Annotated in this window: 8 protein-coding genes; 4 read left to right on the top strand and 4 right to left on the bottom strand. The window is 57.7% G+C overall.

Annotated features, from left to right (window positions below):
* Window positions 1–188: 188 nt before the first annotated feature.
* The 3 genes from JCM12296_RS32915 to JCM12296_RS32910 are packed head-to-tail and all read left to right on the top strand — an operon-like array spanning window position 189 to window position 2,061.
* A complete protein-coding gene (locus JCM12296_RS32915) occupies window positions 189–611 on the top strand; it encodes a DUF2914 domain-containing protein (protein WP_083456752.1) in 423 nt (140 codons plus the stop codon).
* 5 nt (window positions 612–616) lie between these two features.
* The gene (locus JCM12296_RS46620) at window positions 617–1,000 is read left to right on the top strand and encodes a hypothetical protein (protein WP_246805247.1); all 384 of its coding nucleotides are present in this window, start codon (window positions 617–619) and stop codon (window positions 998–1,000) included.
* 32 nt (window positions 1,001–1,032) lie between these two features.
* On the top strand, window positions 1,033–2,061 hold the full coding sequence (locus JCM12296_RS32910) for a diadenylate cyclase (RefSeq protein ID WP_246805246.1): 1,029 nt from the start codon (window positions 1,033–1,035) through the stop codon (window positions 2,059–2,061).
* A 45-nt stretch (window positions 2,062–2,106) separates the two neighbouring features.
* Here the strand turns inward: JCM12296_RS32910 and JCM12296_RS32905 are convergent, their stop codons facing one another.
* The 4 genes from JCM12296_RS32905 to JCM12296_RS32890 all read right to left on the bottom strand — a co-directional run bounded on the left by JCM12296_RS32905 (window position 2,107) and on the right by JCM12296_RS32890 (window position 4,039).
* Window positions 2,107–2,430, bottom strand: coding sequence for an early set domain-containing protein (locus JCM12296_RS32905; protein ID WP_054702026.1), 324 nt, complete (start codon window positions 2,428–2,430; stop codon window positions 2,107–2,109).
* Window positions 2,427–2,996, bottom strand: coding sequence for a glycogen-binding domain-containing protein (locus JCM12296_RS32900; RefSeq protein ID WP_083456751.1), 570 nt, complete (start codon window positions 2,994–2,996; stop codon window positions 2,427–2,429). Before JCM12296_RS32900 ends, JCM12296_RS32905 begins: the two co-directional genes overlap by 4 nt.
* Before the next feature lie 36 nt (window positions 2,997–3,032).
* Window positions 3,033–3,512 carry an RNA polymerase sigma factor gene (locus JCM12296_RS32895; protein WP_281492246.1) on the bottom strand — a complete coding sequence of 160 codons (480 nt, stop codon included), beginning with the start codon at window positions 3,510–3,512 and terminating at the stop codon, window positions 3,033–3,035.
* A gap of 113 nt (window positions 3,513–3,625) precedes the next feature.
* The gene (locus JCM12296_RS32890) at window positions 3,626–4,039 is read right to left on the bottom strand and encodes a hypothetical protein (protein WP_218188413.1); all 414 of its coding nucleotides are present in this window, start codon (window positions 4,037–4,039) and stop codon (window positions 3,626–3,628) included.
* On the opposite strand from JCM12296_RS32890, the gene JCM12296_RS42935 reads away from it, so the two are divergent.
* The coding region (locus JCM12296_RS42935; RefSeq protein WP_218188412.1) for a hypothetical protein at window positions 4,011–4,242 on the top strand (232 nt) is incomplete at its 3' end. The genes JCM12296_RS32890 and JCM12296_RS42935 overlap by 29 nt on opposite strands.

Genomic DNA, 4,242 nt, shown 5'->3' with positions numbered 1-4,242 from the left:
CGACCGCTCCCTCACCGTCCGACCTGACCTTTAGCGCGCCTTGTGGCTCCATTCCCAAGGCGCCTTGCGGAATCCGCCCGGGAAACGATCGCCGCAGGGGGTTCATGGCGCCGATCTTCTCCGGCCACGACCCTGGACAAGGCCCGATTTCCTCTTGAAAAAATAGACAGGTGCGGTAGCATGAAAAAATGTATGCCATCCCCTTGAAATCGATCGTTGCACTGATGCTGGTCATGACGATGCTGACGCTCGCTCCGGCCCGGGGTGAGGAGGAGGCACCGGCCAACGGACTGAAACTGGTCCGGGCGGTAATGTGTGAAAGCATCCAGGAATACGCACCGGTCAACCCGGCCGTTGTTTTCTCCATTGAATTAGGCCGGATCTCCTGTTTTACCGACTTCGACCCGGTTCCCCGGCAGACGTTTATTCATCACAAATGGTACCGCAACGACAGTCTGATCACCGATAAGCGGCTGACCATCAATCCGCCCCGCTGGGCATCCTTCACCAGCGTCCAATTGCGGGATGCCGACAAAGGTCCGTGGCGGGTCGAAATCACCGACGAGAACGACACGATTCTGCGCACCCTGCGCTTCAGCATCACGGACTGACCCCCATGGATCCCAACCCTTTTTCCTCAGGCCTGCGCTGGCAGGATGTCATTGACATTCTGCTCAACAGCTACATTCTCTTCCGATTATATGTGCTGTTCCGGGGCACCAATGTCATCCGGATGATTATCGCCATCGCCATGCTGTGGATCGTCGAACGCGTGGCGGTCAGCATGGGGTTGATCGTCACCGCCTGGGCCATGCAAGGCATCATCGCCGTCGGTGCACTGATCATCATCATCGTCTTCCGCAACGAGATCGCCGCCGTCCTGCAAACCCGGAATTTCAAATCCTTCTTCTGGGGCATCCCCAAACGCCAGGTGCATACGCCGGTAGATACGATCGTGGAAAGTGTCTATGAACTGGCCCGTCGCAAACTGGGCGCCTGATTGTCCTGCCGCTGAAAAAAGGCCTCGAATCGGTGATTCAGGGCGGCGTGGTCTGGCAGGGAAAACTCTCCCGGGAGATGCTGGTGAGTATTTTCTGGCATGGCACGCCGGTCCACGACGGCGCCACGATCATCCAGGGAGACCAGGTCACCGAGGTGGCCGCCATCCTGCCCCTGTCCAAGCGCAACGATCTGCCCGCCTATTTCGGCACCCGCCACCGGGCTGCCGTCGGCCTCGCCGAGCAGAGTGACGCCATGGTGATCGTGGTCTCCGAAGAACGCGGACGGGTAACGGTTTTCAAGGATGAAAAAATCATCCACATCGAAGACAATGTCGAACTGGAACGGATTCTGCGGGAACATGCGGGTGGGGCCGCCGAGCGCAGCGGTTTGAAGCGCCAAACCCTGGAACTGAGCCTGGCCGCCCTGCTCTGCCTGGCCAGCATGACCGGCATTTGGTTCAGTTTCGCCCGCGGGTTGGAAACCCTGGTCACCTTGGATGTACCGGTGGAGTTCATGAACCGTGATCCGCGCATGGAACTCTTCTCCGCTTCGGCCAGCAGCGTCAAGCTTCAGCTATCCGGCTCCGGCTCCCTGATCAAGTCGATTCGGCCGGACCAGGTCAAGGTCAAGCTAAATCTGGCCAATGCCGTGCCCGGCAGCAACCTGGTCCCCATTTCACGGGAATCCATCACCCTGCCACCGGGAATCCAGCTCAAACAGGTGGACCCGCAGGCGCTCGAGGTCAATCTGGATGTGCCGATGGAGAAGACCCTGGCCGTCCAGGCGGATTGGTCCGGAAAGTTGGATAAAGGGTTGCTTCTGGAAAGAGTCCGGATCATTCCGGACACGGTCAAGGTGGTGGGAGGCAGTCTCATGCTCAAGCAGATCGAAACCATTTATACCGAAAAGATCCCCCTGGAAAACATCACCGGCAGCGGTACGACGACGGTTAGCCTGGTGTTGCAACCCTCGTCGCTGAAGCTGGAAAACGGCGCCCGAAATCAGGTGGATGTGATCTATCAGGTAAAACAACGGCCTGAGGGAGCTTCCGCCTCCTGAACGGCCAATGGGTTGCCGGCTGTGGTGGGGGGTATGGGGTTGGGGCTACCCGTTGGGATCGAAAATGCAATTCTCAGCGCCGAAATCGTCTTGTTCCTTTCGCGGGCAGTCGGGCACATAGAGAACACCATCTACCCGGTAGAAGTAGCGAAATGTTTTCACGGCCGGCAGGGTCACCTCCCATCGCCCGTCCACCGCGCTTGCCAAGCGGGGTTTGAACCGGTCCAGGGACGTATAGAGCGATACCTGGCGCGCATCCGGTTTCCGAAGCATCAGGGTCACCACATCACCTTGCCGCCGGTAATCATGCACGGCACAGCCATAACTCATCAGGCCGGCCAGCATGGCCAAAACCAGGATCCGCGTCAAACCTGCCCCTCCACGTTAAGAATCGAATTTTCCCCGCCGAAGTCGTCCCTTTCACGTCCCGGCAGCGTGGGATCGGCGACCTGACGGGTGCCGTCCAGAATATAGGCGAATCGGTATTCGCCCGCCGGCAGCCGCAAGTGAAGCTCCCAATACCCACTGTTGCCGACCGGCTGAAGCGGCATGCGCCGCCAATCGGTGAATGAGCCGGCAAGCTCCACCTGGTGGGCGGCCGGCTCGTAAATGACAAATCGACTGGCGGCGGGTGCCGGCGGGGTCGGCCGAACGAGCATCAGCAAGAGCAGGCCTGCGGCGGCAAAACCGGCCGCCGCATAAGCCACCGGTTGGATCAGGCGCTTGAGCCAAGGCCGTGGGCGTTCCCGCAGCGGGAGCCGTTCCGGTAGCAGCCGGCGGGTGTCGACCGGCATGCGCAGCAGCCGCTCCTGAAGGAGAAGTTCTCGCGTCTCCTGGTAGAAAGGCTGTTCCAAATGAATCTTGTCCACGAACTGCACCTTCTCGTCAAGATCCAGTTCGTTGTCGATAAACATGCTTGACAGATACGCCATCATCCACCTCCTGAAAGGCTGTTTGAAAAGACGAAATTTTCAAACAGCCTCTGACGCGAGGATTTCCCGAAGCCGGACCCGCGCCCGATGCACCTTGACCTTGACGTTGGCCTCGCTGATATTCAACATCCGGGCAATCTCACGATAGGACAGGTCCGCGCTGACCACCAAGGCAATGAGCTCTCGTTCCATGGGCGCAAGTTGCTGAACCGCCATCAGCATGCGGGTCAGCGCCTGCCGATCGATGACCGTTTGTTCGGGACTGGTACCGGGGTCGGCATGGTCATCCATCTCGACCCCGGCATCGGCCTTGTGCCTGCGCATGATGTCCAATGCGGCATTGCGGGCAATCGTATAAAGCAGGGCGCGGTTGCTTTTTTGGTCTCCATAGCGATCCAGATACCGGACAAAGCTCTCCTGAACCAAATCCGCCGCCAATTGGAGGTCACCGGTCATCCGCAGCAGGTAAGCATACAACCGCTCCCTGTTCGCCTTATAGAATTCAGCCCCGTTTTTCACAATTGCAAATCGGTGTAGTGGTCCTGCCGATGATCGACCGAGCGCCGATGGTTACCGATAATGCTGTCGCAGGCAATATAAGCGGCCATATTCTGAACCTTTTCGTGGCGGACTTATTTGGCGGACTGAGGATCGCTGACCAGGATAGTGGCGATTTCATAGATCTCGTGGGCAGCAACAACACCATCCGCATCCACCACATTAAAACTGCCGGCGACCTCAACGTCAACCCATCCCAGCACCTCTCCGGAAAGCAGCTCACGGACAACCGCCGATCGATCGAATTCAACGATCAGGTTATCATCCACATAGCAATAGCGCAGGCTAAAGGCTTCAATCGTCGAGATCACGTCATCGCCAATAGAAATTGTCATCACGATATCCGACGGATCTTCATCCACCACGTCACCTTCCGCCAACGGGTACCCGATAATGGCCTTGATCGTATTGTCGTTGTCGTTTTTCAGTTTGTAATTTTCGGCGTTGACGTTGCTGTTGATGATGATCTTCGATGGGGCAACGACCATCGCCGCTCCGGCAACGGGAACCATCACCATGCCGAAGGTGACAATTACAACCAAACCAACCAAGACACCGGGTAAAATTGAACGGAAACGCATCCACATCATACAGACCTTCCTTTCCATGAACGGGGGAGTTGAGGTTGAGGGTTATTCCATCCAACACGACTGCGTTGACCTGCCATTGATGCACGGCTTCGATCCTGCCG

This window comes from Desulfosarcina cetonica JCM 12296, from assembly GCF_001311845.1.
Taxonomy (GTDB): domain Bacteria; phylum Desulfobacterota; class Desulfobacteria; order Desulfobacterales; family Desulfosarcinaceae; genus Desulfosarcina; species Desulfosarcina cetonica.
Note: the sequence above shows the minus strand (reverse complement) of the source record. Positions and strands in the feature narration are given on the sequence as shown.